This is a genomic window from Arthrobacter sp. 10N410, assembly GCF_056394945.1.
In genome coordinates this window covers 20,211-37,729 of sequence record NZ_JBFTIP010000009.1, presented here as the reverse complement: position 1 = coordinate 37,729, position 17,519 = coordinate 20,211, and the positions used below count along the sequence as shown (strand labels likewise).

Here is a 17,519-nt window from a genome sequence, read left to right as displayed (position 1 = left end):
AACGCACTCAATGGAGAGGTACCCCTCTGTGGCAAACACAGTCCTGACGAAAAGCCGAATCGGCGAAGAACGCGGTCTCGCCCGAATAGCCCAACGGATGGCCGCGTGGACCGAGAAGTGGTTCCCGGACGCCTACATCTTCGCCCTGGCCGGCGTGATCATCATTGCCCTGGCCGCACTGGCCATTGGCGCCTCACCCCAGTCCATCGCGGATTCCTTCGGCAACGGTTTCTGGGACCTGACCGCCTTCACCCTGCAGATGGCCATGGTGGTCCTCACCGGCTACGTCGTGGCGACCTCCCCGCCGGTGGCGAAGCTGATCAACCGACTGGCCCTCGTCCCGGCCACTGCCCGCACCGCCGTGAGCTTCGTTGCCCTGATGTCGATGTCCGTCTCCTTCCTCAACTGGGGTCTGAGCCTGATATTCGGCGGTCTGCTGGCCCGGGCCATTGCCCGCCGCAAGGACCTCACCGTGGATTACCGGGCCCTGGGCGCGGCCGCTTTCATGGGCCTCGGCGCCGTCTGGGCGCTCGGCCTGTCTTCTTCCGCCGCGCAGCTGCAGGCCACGGCGGCCTCCTTGCCGCCGGCCCTGCTGAAGATCACCGGCATCCTGGACTTCGGCACCACGATCTTCACCTGGCAGTCGCTGCTGACCCTGGCCATCCTGATGGCGCTCACCACGGTGATCGCGCACTTCTCGGCTCCGCAGGGCGGCGCGATCCGCACCGCCGAAGACCTCGGCGTCGACCTCAACGACGAACCGAGCGAGCCGGCGCCGCGGTCCCGTCCGGGCGAGTGGCTCGAATATAGCAAGATCCTGCCCGTCCTGGCCGGCATCCTGACCCTCGGCTGGCTGGTCTCGCAGTTCCTGACCAAGCCGTTCCTGAGCGTGGTCAGCAGCCTCAACGGCTACCTGCTGGTCTTCCTGATCCTGGGCCTGGTGTTGCACGGCACGCCGCGCAACTTCCTGCAGGCCGTCACCAAGGCCGTCCCGGCGACCGCCGGCATCCTCGTGCAATTCCCGCTCTACGCGGCGATGGCGGCGATCCTGACCAAGGCCACCGGCCACGGCGGGATGTCCATCTCGGCGCACCTCGCCGGGTTCTTCTCGGAGATCGGCAGCGGCGGCGGGTTCGCCGTCGTCATTGCGCTGTACACGGCTGTGCTGGGCCTGCTGGTCCCCTCCGGCGGCGGCAAGTGGCTGGTCGAGGCGCCCTACGTGATGCAGTCCGCCACCGATGTGCAGATGAACCTCGGCTGGACCGTGCAGATCTACAACATCGCCGAGGCGCTGCCAAACCTGGTCAACCCGTTCTTCATGCTGCCTTTGCTCGCCGTGCTGAGGCTGCGCGCCCGGGACCTGGTCGGCTTCACCTTCCTGCAGTTCGTCTTCCACCTGCCGGTGGTGTTGCTGCTGGTCTGGCTGCTCGGGATGACCTTCCAGTTTGTTCCCCCGGTCCTCCCCTAGCCGCCCCTTAGACCGAACTGACCCGCAGTTGTTGTCGCATGAAAACGACAACAACTGCGGGTCAGTTGCGTGTTGAAGGCCTAGGCGGGGTCGGAGACGATCAGGGTGTCCGCGCCGGCCTGCCGGGCCTTGCCGCTGTCCAGCAGCGGCTCGACGACGGCGCGCAGGGCCGTCATCGAATCGTCCAGTTCCAGCAGCACCGGGTACTGGTACGCGATCAGCGCCAGCAGGTCCCGCACCGCGGCGCGGGCATCGTCGTCGGACAGCTCCGGATCATGGCCCAGGAACACGTCGGAGGGTTCGCCGGCCTTCGCCGCGTGACCCTCTTCGGGACCGCCCATTTCCGGGCCGCCCTGTGCGTAGCTGACCGCGAATGCCTGCAGCCGGCCCTTCTTGCTGGCCGGCACGCCCGCGCCGAAGGCACTTGCTTTGGGCGCGCGCAACACAATCGCGCCGTGCGCCCCGCTGAGGTCGTCCAGGAAGAGCCGCTGCACGGTGGCGATGCTGAGCTCGCCGGGGCTGTCCCAGTGGTGCACGGCGGTGTAGTACCGGCCCACGACGTCGCTCAGCTCCACCGAGCCGGTGGCCAGGTCCTCCACCTGCTCGGAGGCCGCGGCCTCCGAGCCGTCGCCGAAGACCGGGAGCTTCAGGGAGCCGGGCTCCACGACCACCAGGCGCGAACGCTGGATCGGGGCGAGACCGGCTGCCTCGGCGAAGGCGGCGCCGGGCGTGCCCGGCTCCACCTTGGTCCGCAGCCGGGAGATGCCCGACGGCGACCGTTCGGCCTCGTGCCGGAGCATGCCCAGCAGCGTGGACCCGATACCGCTCCGGCGGTGGTCCCGGGCTACCTCGACGTACACCCAGAGGCGTTCCGGGTGCAGCGAGGCCTCGTGCACCACGCCGGCCGCGACGGGGATGGCGACGCCGTCGACGACGTCCTCGGCCACAATGCAGCGGCGCCACGGGGCGTTGCCCGAGGGCGCCAGGGTGCCGCGGAACTGCCGGGCCTGGTCCGTCTCGGGCCCGCCCCACACTTCCAGCAGCGCGAGGTCGTCGCCCTCACGCCATTCACGGTATTGGATCGCCATGCTCAGGCGCCGATCAGCCGTGCGGCCAGGTAGCCCTCCACCTTGTCCAGGGAGACTCGTTCCTGGCTCATGGTGTCGCGTTCACGGATGGTGACGGCCTGGTCCTCGAGCGTGTCGAAGTCCACCGTGATGCAGAACGGCGTGCCGATCTCATCCTGCCGGCGGTAGCGGCGGCCGATCGCGCCGGCGTCGTCGAACTCGATGTTCCAGTTCTTGCGCAGCTGCGCTGCGAGGTCCTTGGCCTTCGGGGACAGGTCCTCGTTGCGGCTCAGCGGGAGCACCGCCGCCTTCACCGGGGCCAGTCGCGGATCGAGCTTGAGCACGGTCCGGACGTCGACGCCGCCCTTGGCGTTGGGTGCCTCGTCCTCGGTGTACGCGTCGATCATGAACGCCATGAAGGAGCGCGTGAGGCCCGCGGCGGGTTCGATCACGTACGGGGTGTAGCGCTCGTTCGTGGCCTGGTTGAAGTAGCTCAGGTCCTGGCCGGAGGCCTTCGAGTGCGTGGAGAGATCGAAGTCGGTGCGGTTGGCGATGCCCTCGAGCTCGCCCCATTCGGAGCCGTGGAAGCCGAAGCGGTATTCGATGTCCGTGGTGCCCTTGGAGTAGTGGCTGAGCTTCTCCAGGGGGTGCTCGAAGAAGCGCAGGTTCTCCTCGCGGATGCCCAGGCCGGTGTACCAGTCCATGCGCTCCTTCATCCAGTACTGGTGCCACTGCTCGTCGGTGCCGGGCTCGACGAAGAATTCCATCTCCATCTGCTCGAACTCGCGGGTGCGGAAGATGAAGTTGCCCGGCGTGATCTCGTTACGGAAGGACTTGCCGATCTGGCCGATGCCGAACGGCGGCTTCTTGCGCGAGGTGGTGAGCACGTTGTTGAAGTTCACGAAGATGCCCTGCGCGGTCTCGGGGCGCAGGTAGTGCAGGCCCTCTTCGCTGGCCACCGGGCCGAGGTAGGTCTTGAGCAGGCCGGAGAATTCCTGGGGCTCGGTCCATTCGCCGCGGGTGCCGCAGTTGGCGCAGGCGATGTCCTTGAGGCCGTTCTCGGCGGGGCGGCCCTTCTTTTCCTCGTACTCTTCCTCGAGGTGGTCCGCGCGGTAGCGCTTGTGGCAGGAGAGGCACTCCACCAGCGGGTCGGAAAAGACCTCGACGTGGCCGGAGGCTTCCCAGACTTGGCGGGGCAGGATCACCGAGGAGTCCAGGCCGACGACGTCCTCGCGGCCGCGGACCACGGACTGCCACCACTGGCGCTTGATGTTTTCCTTCAGCTCGGCACCGAGGGGACCGTAATCCCAGGCAGAACGGGAGCCACCGTAGATTTCACCGGCCTGGAAGACGAAACCCCGTCGCTTGGCGAGGGAAATGATCTGGTCGAGTACGGATTTTGCTGCCATGGGAACTCCAATTTCTACAGGGCCGCTGGGTGCGGTCCGTGCTGTCAGCCCCGGGTCACCGGCTGGTTGCCGGGCGGGGTGTTGCGAACGGTGTGATGCAAACTCCTAGCCTACCCGCGCTGCTACCTCTTGAGGGCGCCGCGGGACCAGGGCAGGCTGGCCAGGATAATGGCGGCCAGCGTCAGCAGCGTGCCGAGCACGGTGGGCAGCGCGACGACGGTGCCGGGCGCGGGCAGCACCAGGTCGAGGCCGAGCGAGCCCAGCAACTGTCCCGCGATCATGCCCAGCCCGGTGACCAGGACGCCAAGGCCGCGGACCAGGAAGGCGGCGACGCCAATGAAAATGCAGCCCATCGGCCCGCCGAGGTAGTACCACCATTCGCCGGGGAGGGCGTTGCCGGGCCCGGCGACCGCCAGTTTGATCAGCCAGGCAAGCCACAGCACGATGCTGCCGGCGACGAAGTTCACCAGGGTGGCGGTGATGGGCGTGCGGTAGTGCACGGTGGCCGTGCCGTTCATGGCCTGCTGGAAACTCATCAGGAACCCGGCCAGCACCGGCAGCAGCACCGGAACCAGCAGCTGCAGCGGGCCGGCCTCCGTCCCCGAGGGAGCGCCTGCGCCGCCCGCCGCGCTGCCGTCGAAGCGCGGCGAGACGGCCCAGGCGACAGCGGCGACGGTGAGTATGCTGCCGAGCACGCGGATGCCGGTGACGGGTTTCTTGCCCGCCGGGCCGATCCCTATCCGGTCCACCAGCAGGCCGCTCAGGGTCTGCCCGGTGACGGCGGCGACCGTAAACAGGGCGACGCCGAGCAGCCCGACCGTGAAGGACTGGGCGAAGACGAAAAACGCGCCGATGCCGCCGGCGAGCGCGTAGTAGCGCGGAAAACGGCGTTCCCGCAGCGCCGGCAGGACGTTGGCCAATCCGGCGCGTCCCTTCGGCAGGGCCAGGGAGACGACGATCATCAGCGCCAGGCCGACACTGAAACTGACCACCGCGGCGGCGAGTCCGTCGGCCAGGACGGTGCCCAGGGCGCCGTTGATCCGGCCCTGGACGGGGACGAAAAGGCCGGCCGAAACGGCGAGGAGCAATCCGACGGGCAGTGGAAGCCGCGGTGCGTGGGTCATTGGTGCCACCTTTGGTCAGGCATTATTGCTTGTATGAGCAACCCGGAAATTGAAGACATTCCCATCCGCGACGACATGATCCGGCTGGGCCAGCTGCTGAAGCTGGCCAACCTGGTCGAGGACGGGGTGGAGGCTGCCGAGCTGATCAAGAACGGCCTGGTCAAGGTCAACGGCGAGATCGACGACCGCCGCGGACGCCAGCTCCACCACGGCGACACCGTCACCGTGAACGGGCAGACCGTCCGGATCGTCACACCTAACGGAGTTTAACCCGCCGTCGGGGACTACTTGTTGAGGACCTCGTGGGTGAGGAACTCGCCGACGTGGCCGATCTCCTGCTGGTTGATGCCGTGCCACATGCCGGTGTAGAGCACCTTGGTGAGCTTCACGTGCTTGCGCACCCAGCCCATGGTGAACTCAATCTTGTCCGGGGTGATCACGGGGTCCTGCTGGTCGCGGCCCCAGAACATCGGCAAGGTTCCGTCCAGTTCCGCGTCGCGGAAGCTGGGGTCCCCGGCGGCGTCGACGGCAAAGCCGGAGAGCCCGACGACGGCGGCATAGCCGTCCGGGCGCTGCCGCAGCAGGGTCGTGGCCATGGCCATGCCCATCGAGAACCCGAGCAGGGTCACCGAAGGGTGGCTGTCCCTCACCGAGTCGATCCAGTCCTGCGCGTAGGCGGCGGCGTGCTTGACGGCGTCGAGCGAATAGTCGATGGACGCCGTGAGCGGGAACCAGGTGAAGCCGGGACCGGAGACCAGCGGGGCGCGGAGCGAGGCCACCACGAATTCCTCCGGCAGCAGGTCCGCCAGGCTGAGCAGGTCCTGCTCGTTGGCGCCGTAGCCGTGCAACAGCACCAGCAGGGGCCTGCCGGCGCGGTCCTCCTCGGGCCGGGACCACAGAACAACGGGGGCAGGAAAGGCAGCGGGATAGGCAGCGGCTTCAGTCATGGCTCCATTCTTACAGTTACCTATGAGTAACAAGCTACGCTGGCGCCGCTTTGTGGGAAGGGGGCAGGATATGAAGGTGAGTGAAACAGAAGCAACGGAGAACTTCCCGGACCGGACCGTCAACCACCCTTGGACCCGCTACGTGGCGATGGGCGACTCCTTCACCGAAGGGATCGGAGATCCCGAACCGGCGAGCCCGGGCGGGCACCGCGGCTGGGCGGACCGGGTGGCCGAGGAATTGAGCCGCGGCCACGAGGATTTTGCCTATGCCAACCTCGCCGTGCGGGGCCGGCTCCTGCAGCAGATCGTGGACCAGCAGCTGGCCCATTGCCTGTCGCTGAAGCCGGACCTGGTGACCCTGTCCGCGGGCGGGAACGACCTGATCCGGCCCGGCGGGGACCCGGATGTCCTCGCCGAACGGCTTGACTCCGTGGTGCAGATCCTGAGCTTGGGCGGCGCCACCGTGGTCCTGTTCAACGGCCCGGACACGGGCTCGTCGGTGCTGGGCCGGATCCGCAGCAAGGTGGCGATCTACAACGAGAACCTGCGCACCGTGGCGGCCCGGCACGACGCCGTCATTGCCGACATGTGGTCGCTGCGTCAGCTCAACGACCCGCAGATGTGGGACGCGGACCGGCTGCACTTCTCGCCGCTGGGCCACCACACGATCGCGGCCATGGTGCTGGATTCGCTGAACGTCCAGCACACGCTGGAGCCGCTTTCCCCGAAGCCGCTGCCGCAACGCAGCTGGCGAGAGGCCCGCACCGGGGACCTGATCTGGGCCCGCGAGCACTTCGTCCCGTGGGTGGTCCGCCGGCTCCGGCACCGCTCCTCCGGCGACGGCATCACGGCCAAGCGCCCGCTGGCCGGACCGGTGTTCGGCCCCGGGGTCCCGCTCGGCTCGGGCGAGGGGCCGCCCGGCGCCGAGGATGCCCTGCGGTCCTGAACTCCGGGTGCCCGGGGTGCCGGGCGGCCCGGCACCCCGGGCACGGGGTGCGCGTTAAGCTGGAAAGACACCTTTTGAGAGGCGCGGTACCGTGAGTATTTTCTTTTGGATCATCATCTTGACCTTCGTGGTCCCGGCGGCCATTCGTATGTACCGCAAATCGGTCCGCGGACGCGGCCAGGACCAGGGCATGCCCGGCGGCTTCCCGGGCCAGTTCCCAGGTCAGTTCCCTGGCCAATATCCGGGCCAGCAGAGCAACCAGCCGCGGGACGGCTTCACCCAGCGCGACTACTACGGCGGATTCGGCCAGCTGGGTGCGCCGCAGCCCCCGGCCAACCAGCCGCCGGCGAACCAGCAGTACCCGGTCCCCTACGAGGACAGCCCGGAGTACCTGAACAACCCGCCGCAGCCCGCGTCGCCGCAGCAGTGGCAGCCCCAGGCGCCGGCGCCTGGCGCCCCGGAGGTGCCGCCGGTGCCGTCGGGGCCGCAGGGCTACCGCGCGCGCAAGCTCGCCGAGCTGGACCAGAAATACAGCAACGGCGAGCTCGCCATGGAGGACTACATGGCCCAGCGCGCGGAGATCATGAAAGGCTGACCCCCGGAACCTACAAGCAACGCGGGGTCACTTACGGCCCATAATCCACTCGTGGATAGGCCGTAAGTGACCCCGCGTTGCTGTTGTCCGGGAGGGCTGCGCCTAGTCGACCTGCGGGAAACCGAGGTCGATCACCGAGGTGGACGGATCCGGCCAGCGCGTCGTGACGACCTTGCCGCGGGTGTAGAAGCGGATGCTCTCCGGGCCGTACATGTGGGTGTCGCCGAAGAGCGAGTTCTTCCAGCCGCCGAAGGAGAAGGTCCCTACCGGCACCGGGATCGGCACGTTGACGCCCACCATGCCGGCCTCGACGTCGAACTCAAACTGCCGGGCGGCGCCGCCGTCGCGGGTGAAGATCGCCACGCCGTTGCCGAATTCATTGTCATTGACGAGTTTGACGGCGTCGGCGTAGCTCTCGACGCGCACCACCGAGAGGACGGGGCCGAAGATCTCGTCGTCGTAGACCTTCATGCCGGGCTTGACGTGGTCGATCAGGCTCACGCCGATGAAGAAGCCGTTGGAGTCGAATTCCTGCTCCCGGCCGTCGACCACCACGGCGGCGCCCTCGTCTGCGGCGCCGGCCACGTAGGAGGCCACCTTGTCGCGGTGCTCGGCGGTGATCAGCGGACCCATCTGGGAGGCCGGATCCGTGCCGGGGCCGATCTTGAGAGTTGCCATCCGGGTCTTGATCGCGTCCACGAGTTCGTCCGCGATGTTCCCGACGGCGACCAGGACGCTGACGGCCATGCAGCGCTCCCCCGCGGAGCCGTAGGCTGCGGAGACGGCGGCGTCGGCGGCCATGTCCAGGTCCGCGTCCGGAAGCACCACCATGTGGTTCTTGGCCCCGCCGAGGGCCTGGACGCGCTTGCCGTGGTCCGCGGCGCGCTTGTAGATGGACTGGGCGATCGGCGTCGAGCCCACAAAGCTGACAGCCTTGACGTCCGGGTGCTCGAGCAGCACGTCGACGGCTTCCTTGTCACCGTGCACGACGTTCAGGACGCCCGCGGGCAGGCCGGCCTCGGCGAAGACCTGGGCGATGAAGAGGGCGGAGGACGGGTCCTTTTCGCTCGGCTTGAGCAGCACGGTGTTGCCGCAGGCCAGGGCGCTGCCGATCATCCAGAGCGGCACCATGGCCGGGAAGTTGAACGGCGTTATGCAGGCGACGACGCCGACCGGCTGCCGGACGGAGTGGACGTCGACGCCGCCGGACACCTGCTCGGAGCGTTCGCCCTTGAGGGCGTGGGACAGGCCGGTGGCGAACTCGATGTTCTCCAGGCCGCGGGTGATCTCGCCCTCCGCGTCGGAGAGGACCTTGCCGTGTTCGCTGGTCAGCAGGGCGGCCAGTTCGGGGCGGCGCTGCATAAGCAGCTCGCGGACCTTGAAGAAGATGGTGGTGCGCTTGGCCAGGCTCGTGGCCCGCCAGCCGGGCAGGGCGGCACGGGCGGCGGCGATGGCTTCCTCGACCCGCGCGGCGGAGGCGAGCGCCACTTCCTTTTCCTGTTCGCCGGTGGCGGGGTTGAAGACGGGGCCGTAGCGCTCGGCGTCGGACACCAGGGCGCCGTTGATGAAGTGCGGAATGCGTTCCATGGGGAGGATCTCTTTCTAAAAGGTTTGGGGGCTACTTGGCGGACTCGAACGAGCCGTCGACCAGTTTGACGATGGCGGAGCAGTCCGTGCCGGACTGGCCGCCGTCGATGAGCCGCTGGAAGAGCTGCTGGACGTGCTCGCCGATCTCCAGCGGCGTGCCGGTGTCGCGGGCGGCGCTGATGGCCAGGCCGATGTCCTTGTTGGCGAGCTCGGCAGTGAACGTCGGCGCGAAGTCGTTGTTCGAGGCGGCGGTGGGCACGACGCCGGCCACCGGGTACCAGGTGCGCAGCGCCCAGCTGTCGCCGGAGGAAACGGAGGCGATGTCCCAGAAGACCTGCTTGTCCAGGCCCAGGCGGTCCGCAAGCACCGCACCTTCTGCCGTGGAGGCGAGGTTGATGAAGAGCATCAGGTTGTTGCAGATTTTGGCGGCCTGGCCGGTGGTGGCGCCGCCGGTGGGGATGATGTTGGCGGCCATCGGGCGGATGTAATCGGTGGCGTCGGCGACGGCGCCGGCTTCGCCGCCGATCATGAAGGTCAGCGTGGCGGCCTTGGCGCCGCTCATCCCGCCGGAAACGGGCGCGTCGACGAAGCGGAAGCCTGCCTCCGCGGCGGCGTCGTGCAGGGCCTGGGCCGAGGCGATGTCAATCGTGGAGGAGTCCACCAGCAGGGTCCTGGTGTCGGCGTGGGCCAGGACGCCGTCCTCGCCCAGGTAGACGGCCCGGGCGTGCTCGCCCTTGGGGAGCATCGTGAAGACGACGTCGGCGCCTTCCACGGCCTCGGCGATGCTGCCGGCAGGCTTGACTCCCCCGGCCTCGGCAGCCGCGAGGGCCTCCGGGTTGAGGTCGAATCCGCGGACCTCGTTTCCGGCCTTGGCCAGGTTCACCGACATGAACCCGCCCATGTTTCCCAGTCCGATCCAGGCGACAACTGCCATGGCATAAGCTCCTTTGCTTTGCATTGTGTCCGGCGCATTTGCCGGTTGTTCCGTGTCCACCATCACACCCTGTTACAGTGCAATCAAGGGGAAAAAGTGAAGATGCCATGTGCATCAATGCACATCGACGAAAGGCCAATGGTGGACTTAAAGCGGCTCCCCAGCCCGGACGACCTGCTGATCCTGCTGACCGTGGCCCGGCTGGGCCGGTTCAACGCCGTCGCGGAGACCCTGGGCACCACGCACACCACCATCTCGCGCCGGATCCTCGCCCTGGACAAACAGCTCGGCGGCCGGACACTCGAGCGCAGCCCGCACGGCTGGGAACTCACCGAACTTGGATCACTGGCCGTGGCAGCGGCGGAAGCCATTGAGGGAACACTCGGAGCACTGTCCGGCCGGATCGCCCGGACAGAGGACGTGCTCTCCGGCCTGGTCCGGATCAGCACCCCGGACGGATTCGGCGCGGAATTCGTCGCCCCGGCCCTGGTCCGTTTGCAGCAGGAACATCCGTTGCTGAACGTGGAGATGCTCAGCGCCACCCGCAAGGTAAGCCAGAACCGCTCCGGGGTGGACCTGGAAGTGGTGGTCGGCAACCTGGAGGTCAGCAACGCGCAGACCATCTTCCTGTCCAACTACTTCCTGCGGCTGTACGCCAGCCCGGAGTACGCCCGCGAGCACGGGCTCCCGGTGACGCTCGACGACGTCCGGCAGCACGGATTCGTCTCCTACGTCGAGTCGGCCCTGCAGGTCGCCGAGCTCGGCCACCGCTCCACCCAGCTGCCGATGCCGCGCTCCAGCTTCCAGGCCACCAGCATCTTCGCCCAGCTGGAGGCCGTCCGCCGCGCCGCCGGGATCGGGCTGCTGCCGAATTTCCTCGTCGTCGGCAAACCGGGGCTCGTACCGGTCCTGCCGGACGACTTCCAGCGGCAGCTGCCGATCTGGGCAGTTGCGAGATCGGAATCGCTGCGTTCGGCGCCGGTGCAGGCCGTCGTGGCGGCCGTCCGGGCCGAGATCGCCGAACGCCAGGATGTGCTTGCCGGCTGAGCCCGGCGCGCTGCGGAGGCCGCCACAAGATCCCCGGATGACAGCAGCCCCCGTCCCCGCAGCGCGGGAACGGGGGCTGCCTGTTCGTTGGGTTGTGCAGCTGCGTGCTGGTTACCGCTTACCGGCGGCCAGCAGATCGGCGGTGCCCTGGGCGTCGGCGGCGTCGACGTCGTGCAGGGAGATGCCACGGGTTTCCTTGAGGAAGAACACCGCGACGGCCGTGACGGCGCAGGCGATGAGCAGGTAGATGGCCACCGGGACGGAGGACTTGTACTGGCTCAGCAGCGCGACGGCGATGATCGGGGCGAGCGAACCGGCCACGATCGAGGTCACCTGGTAGCCGAGCGAGACGCCGGAGTAGCGCATCCGGGTCGGGAACATCTCGGCCATGATGGCCGGCTGGCCGGCGTACATCAGGGCGTGGAACAGCAGTCCGATGATGACAGCGGCAAGGATCATGAAATCGTTGCCGGTATCCATCATCGGGAAGGCGAAGAAGCCCCAGGTGGCGCCCAGGACGGCACCGGCCATGTAGACGGGCTTGCGGCCGAAGCGGTCCGAGAGACGGCCGACCACCGGCACCGCGGAGAAGTGGATGAAGTGCGCCACGAGCAGGAGCAGCAGGATCCGGGCGGTGTCGGCGTGGACAACGGTCTTGAGGTAGGTGATCGAGAAGGTGACCACCAGGTAGTAGAGGATGTTCTCCGCGAAGCGCAGGCCCATGGCGGTGAAGACGCCGCGGGGGTAGCGGCGGAAGACCTCGGCGACGCCGTAGCCCTTGTTCTCCGTGACAACTTCCTTTTGTGCCTCGAGGAAGATCGGGGCGTCGCTGACCTTGGTGCGGATGTAGTAGCCGACGACGACGATCACGGCGGAGAGCCAGAACGCGACGCGCCAGCCCCAGCCAAGGAAGTCCGCGGAAGACAGCACGGAGGACAGGATGAACAGCACGGCAGTGGCGAGCAGGTTGCCCAGCGGGACGGCGGACTGCGGCCAGCTGGCCCAGAAGCCGCGGGACTTGCTGGGGCTGTGCTCGGCGACGAGGAGGACGGCGCCGCCCCATTCACCGCCGACGGCGAAGCCCTGGGCGAAGCGCAGGAAGACCAGCAGGGCCGGGGCCCAGTAGCCGATCTGCGCGAAGCCCGGGAGGCAGCCCATCAGGAAGGTCGATACGCCGACCAGGATGATGCTCAGCTGCAGCAGCTTCTTGCGGCCGAACTTGTCGCCGAAGTGGCCAAAGACGATGCCGCCGATCGGGCGGGCCACGAAGCCAACCGCATAGGTCAGGAACGCGGCGAGGATGCCGTCCAGTTCCGTTCCGGAATTGGGGAAAAACATCTTGCCAAAAACCAGGGTGGCGGCGGAGGCGTAGAGGAAGAACTCGTACCACTCCACTACCGTGCCGGCCATGGAGGCCGTTACTACCTTCTTCAGGCCGGACGTCTTGACGTCGGGCTCCTCTGCGCGCCTTGCGGCGGCGTTTTCCGTGCTCATGCGAACTCCTTCGGTGTCGTCGTCGACACCCTGTGGACCATTAGGTTGACTACGTGTGTGTGAGTTGGAACACACGGCGTCATTCTCCACGAGTATGGACTTCGATCGAGGCAAGCTCAACGACTAATCGCGCAGAGTGCGTCTGCAAAAATGCACACACGGCGGTGCCGGCTAGGCGAAGAAGTTGCCCCGGAGCTGCTCGCTGAGCTGGCCGATTTCGGTCAGGAAGCCGTCGTGGCCGATCGGGGCCTCGATGACGTGCACGGGGACCTCCCCCGGCAGGGCGTCGGCGAGCTCTCGGGATTGGGCGGGAAAGTACAGCCGGTCCGAGTCCACGGCCGCCACGAAGAACTCCGCGGTGGCCAGGGAGACGGCCTGCTCCAGGCTTCCCCGGCCGCGGCTCACGTCGTGGCTCATGAGCGCCTCGGTGATGGCGATGTAGCTGTTGGCGTCGAAGCGTCGCACCAGCTTGTTGCCCTGGTGGTCCAGGTAGCTCTCCACCTGGTAGCGCCCGCGGCCGGCCAGCGACCCGGCCTCCAGCGGGGCCTCGGCCGCCTGGGCGTTGCGTCCGAAGCGCCCGTCCAGCTCGGCTGCGGAACGGTAGGTGATGTGCGCGATCCGGCGCGCGAGGGCCAGTCCGGCGTGCGGTTCCGGGCCGCCGTAGTAGTCGCCGCCGTTGAAGTTGGGGTCCTGGCGGATTGCCAGGGTCTGGGCCTGGGCGAAGGCGATCTGTTCGGCGGTGCTGCTGGCGCCGACCGAAATCACGGCGCAGCGCTGCACCCGCGCCGGGTAGGTCACCGCCCACTCCAGCGCGCGCGCTCCCCCGAGCGAGCCGCCGAGCACGGCATACCAGCTGCTGATCCCCAGCGCGTCGGCGAGCCGGGCTTCCGCCGCGGTGCTGTCCCGGAGGGTGACCAGCGGGAAGCGCGAGCCCCAGGGCCGGCCGTCCGGGGCCGGCGTGGAGGGCCCGGTGGAGCCGTAGCAGCCGCCGAGGATGTTGATGGAGACCACGAAGTACTTGTCCGTGTCCACCGGGGCGCCGGGGCCTGCCAGTTCCTCCCACCAGCCCGGTTCCTCGCCGGCGCCGCGGGTCACGTGGGTGTCGCCGGTCAGGGCGTGCTCGATCAGCACCGCATTGGAGGCATCGGCGTTCAGCGTCCCCCAGGTCTCGTAGGCGAGGGTGACCTCAGGCAGGGTGGCACCGGATTCAAGGGCCAGGGAACCGATCGGGAGGTACTGCACCGTCCCGTCGGAACCAGCGCCGTCGGAACCAGCGCCGTCGGGAACAGTGGAGGGTTTGCTTTCGGGTACACCCGTGCGGGTGACGGCAATCGTCATGTGAGGACCTAACTTCGCGCTTGCCCGCCGTCAGCTGACCGGCAGGCCAGGTCTTCACCCGGGGCACCCCGCCGCAAATGGAGGGTTGCCGGCCAGCAAGCCGGGGCTGTCACTGGCACTCATGACCTGCGTCGATTCTACGAAACACGGCCGCGCAAGCGCGAAGATTGTGACGGCTGTGTGACAGCCGGACCCGTCAACACCGCAGTTTCCCCACCTTTGACAGACGCGCCCGGCGGGTCGCCCCGAAGTGTCGGCGATTCCCGGGGCCATCCCCGCAAAGGTGGGGAAAGTCGGCGTGCTGCGTGACCTCAGGCGTTCTTGGCCGCCCGGAAGCCGGCATCGAGGTCCGCGATGATGTCGTCGATGTGCTCGAGGCCCACCGAGAGCCGGACCAGGCCGGGATTGACGCCGGCGACCGCCTGCTGCTCCGGCGAGAGCTGGCTGTGCGTGGTCGACGCCGGGTGGATGACCAGCGAGCGCACGTCACCGATGTTCGCCACATGGGAGTGCAGTTCGAGGGCGTCGACGAAGCGTTTGCCGGCCTCCGCTCCCCCTGCGAGGTTGAACGCGACGACGGCGCCGGTCCCCTTCGGGCCGTACTTCCGGCCGCGCTCGTACCAGGGGCTGGACGGCAGCCCGGCGTAGGCGACGGATTCGACGTCGTCCCTGGCTTCCAGCCATTCGGCCACCCGCAGGGCGTTGGCGACGTGCCGTTCCACCCGCAGGCTCAGCGTCTCGATCCCCTGGGCGATGAGGAAGGCGTTGAACGGCGAGACGGCCGAACCGAGGTCGCGCAGCAGCTGGACCCGGGCCTTGAGGATGAAGGACAGGTTCGCTCCCAGCGCCCCGTCCGCCCCGAGGTCGCGGGCATAGACCAGGCCGTTGTACGTGGGATCCGGGGTGTTGAAGCCGGGGAAGCGCTCCGGGTCCTTGCCGAAGTCAAAGTTGCCGGAGTCGACGATCACGCCGGCAATCGCGGCACCGTGTCCGCCGAGATACTTGGTGGCCGAATGCACCACGATGTCGGCGCCCCACTCGATCGGGCGGATCAGGTAGGGGGTGGAGAGGGTGTTGTCCACGATCAGCGGCACCCCGGCCCGGTGGGCGACGTCTGCGACGCCTTCGATGTCCAGCACGTCCTGGCGGGGGTTGGAGACCACCTCGCCGAAGAACAGCTTGGTGTTCGGCTGCACGGCATCGCGCCACTGCTCAAGGTTGTCCGGGTCCTCCACGAACGTCACGGAGATACCGAACTTCTTCAGCGTGTGGGCCAGCAGGTTGTAGGTCCCGCCATAGAGGCTGGGGCTGGCGACGACGTGGTCTCCTGCCTCGGCGATGTTGAGGATCGCGAAGGTTTCGGCGGCCTGGCCGGAACTGAGCAGGAGCGCCCCAAGGCCGCCCTCCAGGCTCGCGACCCGCTGTTCCACCGCGTCCTGGGTGGGGTTGCCGATCCGGGTGTAGATGGGGGCGAGCTCGGCGAGCGCGAACCGGTTGGCGGCGCTCTCTGCACTGGGGAAGACGAACGACGTCGTCTGGTAGATCGGCAGCGACCGCGCGCCGGTGGCGGAGTCCGGCTCCTGGCCGGCGTGGATCTGGCGGGTTTCAAAGGACCAGGCGTTGGACATCGGAGAGCTCCCTAATGACTGGGCACAGGCCGCCCCTGGCCTCTGGGGCCGGAACGGCTCTGGCGCCGCGCTTGCCTGCCGGCGGACGCCGGCGGGCCAGGTCTTCACCCGGGGCACCCCACCGCGCAAGGAGGGTTGCCGGCCAGCAAGCCGGGGCTCGATGCTGGCGCTCATGACCTGGCTTCAGTCTACGAACGCGCCATTACGCCTGGATAGCTTTGTGACGAAAATGAAGAACGGCCCCACCGCCGCCCGGCGCACGCCCGGGAGCCGGAAAGTGCCGTGGTTCTGGCCGGGCAAATCCGCGCGGTGAGCTCCGGAAAATGACATCCCATCACGGTAAGGGCAGCCTAAGCTGAGAGCTCCATCACAAAGTGCCAAGATGAGGGCATGCGCATGGATCACGTCTCTTACGCCTGTGAACAAGATGGCCTGGCTGCCACCACCGAACGTATTGCGACCGCCCTCGGGGTCGAAGCCGTCAAGGGCGGAATACACCCCCGGTTCGGGACCCGCAACATGATTATCCCGCTTGCCGGGCACAAGTACCTCGAGGTCGTGGAGGTCCTGGACCACCCGGCCTCCGACAAGGCGCCGTTCGGGCAGGCAGTCCGCGCCCGCTCGGCCGCCGGCGGTGGCTGGATGGGCTGGTGCGTCGAGGTTGACGACCTGGCACCGTTTGAGGAGCGGCTGGGCCGCTCCGCCGTCAACGGCAACCGCAAGTTCCCCGACGGCCGCGAACTGGTCTGGAAGCAGATCGGCATCCTGGGCCTGATCGCGGATCCGCAGGTCCCCTACATGTTGAAGTGGGAAGGCGACCCCGCCCTGCACCCGTCCAACGCCTATGAGAGCAATGTGAAGATGTCTGCCCTCACGATCGCGGGCTCGGCCGAGCGGGTCACCGAGTGGCTGGGTGAACCGGTCGAGAAGCCGCTGGAGGACGTGGACGTGAACTGGCTGGCCCCTCACGGGACGCCGGGAATCCTGTCCGTCACCTTCGAAACCGATTCCGGAGCCGTCACGATCTGACGCTTCCTGCCCGAAAAACTTCGGCCGCCAGCAGCGGGTGCCAATGATGCCACCCACCGCTGGCGGCCGAAACACTTTAACCCGTTGCCGTCGGCGGGCCCTTGGGGCGACGCGGGTGTGTGGGCTCAGCCCAGGCCGATTGACTTGCCGAAGAGGCTGAATCCGACGAAGGCCACGATGTCCAGCAGCGCATGCGCAATCACCAGCGGCATCACCCGGCGCGTCTTCGTGTAGATCAGCGCGAAGATGACGCCCATGATGGCGTTGCCGATGAAGGGCCCGAAGCCCTGGTAGAGGTGGTAGCTGCCGCGCAGCATCGAACTGGCGAAGATCGCCAGCGGCATGCCCCAGCCGAACTTGCCGAGCCGGTCCAGCAGGTAGCCCACCACGATCACCTCCTCCACGATCCCGTGCCGGATCGCGGAGAGGATGAGGACCGGCACCGTCCACCAGTAGGAGTCCAGTGCGCTGGGGATGATCGCCGTCGTGATCCCCAGCGCCCGGCCGGCCGCGTAGAGCCCGAGCGACGGTATGCCGATCAGGGCGGCGAGGCCGAGGCCCTGGAGCAGGTCCTTGCCGGGACGGGCGAAGTCGAAGCCCAGCTTCCGGAACGCCGAGGTGCCCGTGCCGGCGGCCATGCCGGCGGGCCGGAGTTCGGTCAGGAAATAGATCACCAGCACCACCGGGACCAGGGCGAAGATGATGTCCAGCAACTGGTACGTGAGGTCGAAATACTCCCGGCTGCTTTGCGAGCGGTTCAGCGTGGAGGTGCCCTGCGCCAGCGGCGCCCGGGTCATCTTGTCCAGCAGCTGCACTACCGAGTACACCGCCGACTGCCCGAGGGACAGGCCCAGGACAATCCAGACTTCTAGCCGCAGCCGACGGCGGGAGGGAACCAACATGGTT

At 67.8% G+C, this 17,519-nt stretch carries 16 protein-coding genes and 2 riboswitches; of the genes, 6 read left to right on the top strand and 10 right to left on the bottom strand.

Going from position 1 to position 17,519, the window contains the following annotated elements:
- Positions 1-28: 28 nt before the first annotated feature.
- Positions 29-1,468 carry a short-chain fatty acid transporter gene (locus tag AC1DB8_RS15525; protein WP_476893520.1) on the top strand — a complete coding sequence of 480 codons (1,440 nt, stop codon included), beginning with the start codon at positions 29-31 and terminating at the stop codon, positions 1,466-1,468.
- Between the two features lie 80 nt (positions 1,469-1,548).
- Here the strand turns inward: AC1DB8_RS15525 and AC1DB8_RS15520 are convergent, their stop codons facing one another.
- The 3 genes from AC1DB8_RS15520 to AC1DB8_RS15510 all read right to left on the bottom strand — a co-directional run bounded on the left by AC1DB8_RS15520 (position 1,549) and on the right by AC1DB8_RS15510 (position 5,068).
- Positions 1,549-2,556, bottom strand: coding sequence for a GNAT family N-acetyltransferase (locus AC1DB8_RS15520; protein WP_476893519.1), 1,008 nt, complete (start codon positions 2,554-2,556; stop codon positions 1,549-1,551).
- 2 nt (positions 2,557-2,558) lie between these two features.
- Positions 2,559-3,944: a glycine--tRNA ligase gene (locus tag AC1DB8_RS15515; protein ID WP_441419523.1), complete on the bottom strand. Its 1,386-nt coding sequence runs from the start codon at positions 3,942-3,944 to the stop codon at positions 2,559-2,561.
- A 122-nt stretch (positions 3,945-4,066) separates the two neighbouring features.
- Positions 4,067-5,068, bottom strand: coding sequence for a DMT family transporter (locus AC1DB8_RS15510; protein ID WP_476893518.1), 1,002 nt, complete (start codon positions 5,066-5,068; stop codon positions 4,067-4,069).
- 33 nt (positions 5,069-5,101) lie between these two features.
- Here AC1DB8_RS15510 and AC1DB8_RS15505 point away from each other — a divergent pair, with 33 nt between their 5' ends.
- Complete coding sequence (locus tag AC1DB8_RS15505; RefSeq protein WP_441419521.1) at positions 5,102-5,338, top strand: RNA-binding S4 domain-containing protein; 237 nt, start codon at positions 5,102-5,104, stop codon at positions 5,336-5,338.
- Between the two features lie 14 nt (positions 5,339-5,352).
- Here the strand turns inward: AC1DB8_RS15505 and AC1DB8_RS15500 are convergent, their stop codons facing one another.
- Positions 5,353-6,015 carry an alpha/beta hydrolase gene (locus AC1DB8_RS15500; RefSeq protein ID WP_476893517.1) on the bottom strand — a complete coding sequence of 221 codons (663 nt, stop codon included), beginning with the start codon at positions 6,013-6,015 and terminating at the stop codon, positions 5,353-5,355.
- A gap of 70 nt (positions 6,016-6,085) precedes the next feature.
- Between AC1DB8_RS15500 and AC1DB8_RS15495 the strand changes: the two genes are divergently transcribed.
- Positions 6,086-6,961, top strand: coding sequence for an SGNH/GDSL hydrolase family protein (locus AC1DB8_RS15495; RefSeq protein ID WP_441419519.1), 876 nt, complete (start codon positions 6,086-6,088; stop codon positions 6,959-6,961).
- Positions 6,962-7,052: 91 nt separating this feature from the next.
- Entirely contained in the window at positions 7,053-7,556 is a 504-nt protein-coding gene (locus AC1DB8_RS15490) for a hypothetical protein (RefSeq protein ID WP_476893516.1), read from the top strand.
- 102 nt (positions 7,557-7,658) lie between these two features.
- Here the strand turns inward: AC1DB8_RS15490 and AC1DB8_RS15485 are convergent, their stop codons facing one another.
- On the bottom strand, positions 7,659-9,143 hold the full coding sequence (locus AC1DB8_RS15485; protein ID WP_476893515.1) for a CoA-acylating methylmalonate-semialdehyde dehydrogenase: 1,485 nt from the start codon (positions 9,141-9,143) through the stop codon (positions 7,659-7,661).
- A gap of 31 nt (positions 9,144-9,174) precedes the next feature.
- On the bottom strand, positions 9,175-10,077 hold the full coding sequence (mmsB, locus tag AC1DB8_RS15480; protein ID WP_476893514.1) for a 3-hydroxyisobutyrate dehydrogenase: 903 nt from the start codon (positions 10,075-10,077) through the stop codon (positions 9,175-9,177).
- A 138-nt stretch (positions 10,078-10,215) separates the two neighbouring features.
- On the opposite strand from mmsB, the gene AC1DB8_RS15475 reads away from it, so the two are divergent.
- On the top strand, positions 10,216-11,124 hold the full coding sequence (locus AC1DB8_RS15475; RefSeq protein WP_476893513.1) for a LysR family transcriptional regulator: 909 nt from the start codon (positions 10,216-10,218) through the stop codon (positions 11,122-11,124).
- Positions 11,125-11,235: 111 nt separating this feature from the next.
- On the opposite strand, the gene AC1DB8_RS15470 is transcribed toward AC1DB8_RS15475, so the two are convergent.
- The 3 genes from AC1DB8_RS15470 to AC1DB8_RS15460 all read right to left on the bottom strand — a co-directional run bounded on the left by AC1DB8_RS15470 (position 11,236) and on the right by AC1DB8_RS15460 (position 15,584).
- Positions 11,236-12,618: an MFS transporter gene (locus AC1DB8_RS15470; protein ID WP_441419516.1), complete on the bottom strand. Its 1,383-nt coding sequence runs from the start codon at positions 12,616-12,618 to the stop codon at positions 11,236-11,238.
- Positions 12,619-12,789: 171 nt separating this feature from the next.
- Positions 12,790-13,956 (bottom strand): homoserine O-acetyltransferase MetX, encoded by a 1,167-nt coding sequence (metX, locus tag AC1DB8_RS15465; RefSeq protein WP_476893512.1) that lies wholly within the window; start codon positions 13,954-13,956, stop codon positions 12,790-12,792.
- 11 nt (positions 13,957-13,967) lie between these two features.
- Positions 13,968-14,083, bottom strand: a riboswitch (SAM riboswitch).
- A gap of 184 nt (positions 14,084-14,267) precedes the next feature.
- The gene (locus AC1DB8_RS15460) at positions 14,268-15,584 is read right to left on the bottom strand and encodes a bifunctional o-acetylhomoserine/o-acetylserine sulfhydrylase (protein WP_175323105.1); all 1,317 of its coding nucleotides are present in this window, start codon (positions 15,582-15,584) and stop codon (positions 14,268-14,270) included.
- Positions 15,585-15,646: 62 nt separating this feature from the next.
- A riboswitch (SAM riboswitch) is annotated at positions 15,647-15,762 on the bottom strand.
- A gap of 212 nt (positions 15,763-15,974) precedes the next feature.
- Between AC1DB8_RS15460 and AC1DB8_RS15455 the strand changes: the two genes are divergently transcribed.
- A complete protein-coding gene (locus AC1DB8_RS15455) occupies positions 15,975-16,613 on the top strand; it encodes a VOC family protein (protein WP_441419514.1) in 639 nt (212 codons plus the stop codon).
- A gap of 125 nt (positions 16,614-16,738) precedes the next feature.
- Here AC1DB8_RS15455 and AC1DB8_RS15450 read toward each other — a convergent pair whose 3' ends face one another.
- Complete coding sequence (locus AC1DB8_RS15450; RefSeq protein ID WP_476893511.1) at positions 16,739-17,515, bottom strand: CPBP family intramembrane glutamic endopeptidase; 777 nt, start codon at positions 17,513-17,515, stop codon at positions 16,739-16,741.
- Positions 17,516-17,519 lie beyond the last annotated feature (4 nt).